General features: G+C 33.8%; 2 protein-coding genes. Both read left to right on the forward strand.

The window, feature by feature from the left end; translation table 11 throughout:
* Window positions 1–725 (forward strand): RNA-directed DNA polymerase (locus F0L74_RS32775; RefSeq protein ID WP_149842212.1); only part of this gene is annotated, 725 nt, incomplete at its 5' end.
* Window positions 726–923: 198 nt separating this feature from the next.
* Window positions 924–1,499: a hypothetical protein gene (locus F0L74_RS32780; RefSeq protein WP_149842213.1), complete on the forward strand. Its 576-nt coding sequence runs from the start codon at window positions 924–926 to the stop codon at window positions 1,497–1,499.
* Window positions 1,500–1,625: the final 126 nt, after the last annotated feature.

Raw genomic sequence — 1,625 nt, forward strand, 5'->3', positions numbered from 1 at the left:
TACATAACATCAATGAACATAAAGCAACAGGCCCAGACGGAATACCTGGTAAATTACTAAAGACATGTGCAATTGAAATTTTAGACTCTTACGTTCTACTCTTTGAAACATCAATAAAACAAGGAAAAGTGCCAACTGATTGGAGACATGCTAGCATAGTTCCATTATTTAAGAAAGGAGACAAATCTAAAGCAGAAAACTATAGACCAGTTTCACTAACCTCAATAACATGTAAACTACTGGAACATATAGTACATAGTAACATAATGAGCCATTTAGACAAAAATAAAATTCTTACTAACCATCAACACGGTTTTAGAAAAAACAGAAGTTGTGGAACTCAACTGATAACAACGTTAAATGATTTTAATAATTCCATTAATGCCAGGGGCCAAACTGATGCAATTTTATTAGACTTCTCTAAAGCATTTGACAAAGTAGACCATTTAGGGCTCATGCATAAAATGGCATCTCATGGTATCTCTGGTAACATCTTAGAATGGACAAGATCTTTTCTATTAGGTAGGAGCCAAAAAGTAATAGTAGAAGGCGTAGAGTCAGACCAAAATCCAGTACTTTCAGGTGTTCCACAGGGAACAGTACTTGGACCACTTTATTTCCTAATATACATCAATGATATAAATAGTAATCTCTCTCCAGGCACACAACTTAGACTGTTTGCAGATGATAGCTTACTCTATAGAGAAATAAATAACAGATTGTAAAATCCTGCAAAAAGACCTAGATAACTTACACAAGTGGGAAAGTAAATGGAAGATGGAATTCCACACCGGGTATTACATATTGTTTCAACATCAAAGAAAGAAATATAAAATGCAATATGACTATAAAATCCATAACCAATCACTAAAAGAAACCAAAAGTGCAAAATACTTAGGAGTAACGATAGATAGTGAATTAAGATGGAAAGAACAAACCCAAAAGTACGACAGAAAGCAAATAACACCCTGGCTTTTCTGAGAAGAAATATTCCTACAAAATGCCCTAAAAAGATAAAGGAACAATGCTTCAAAACTCTAGTGAAACCAGTTTTGGAATATGGATGCTGTGTCTGGGACCCACACCTTAAAACCCAAATAAACAACTTAGAGAAAGTGCATAAAAACGCAGCACGCTTTGTAACCAACAACTATTCTTACACACAGGGCAGTACTGCACAAAATATGAAAAAATTAGGCTGGATACCTTTAGAAGAACAAAGAGCAAGAAACAAAACGAGTATATTCTTTAAAGCAATAAATAGTCAAATTGATATCCCTATAGATGATCTTAAAAAAAGTAATAGGAAAACCAGAAATTCAGATGACCAGACATTTATACCCCCCTCTTCAAAAAATGACTGCCATATGCATTCTTTCTTCCCTAATACTGTAAGACTATGGAATAAATTACCATCAGATATAAAAAGTAGTGACAATGTTGATACTCTTAAACATAAGCTACAGTATGTCACACTTAGGTCATCATATGACTGCTAAAAACTAGATCTAATACTTTTCAAAAATAATAGGCGCACTGACAGTAATACTCAATTTGATTGAGTTCGTCAGTTGTATATGATGATGATGATGATGATCATGATGAAGATGATGATGATGATGATG

It is taken from the genome of Chitinophaga agrisoli (genome assembly GCF_008386695.1).
GTDB lineage: Bacteria > Bacteroidota > Bacteroidia > Chitinophagales > Chitinophagaceae > Chitinophaga > Chitinophaga agrisoli.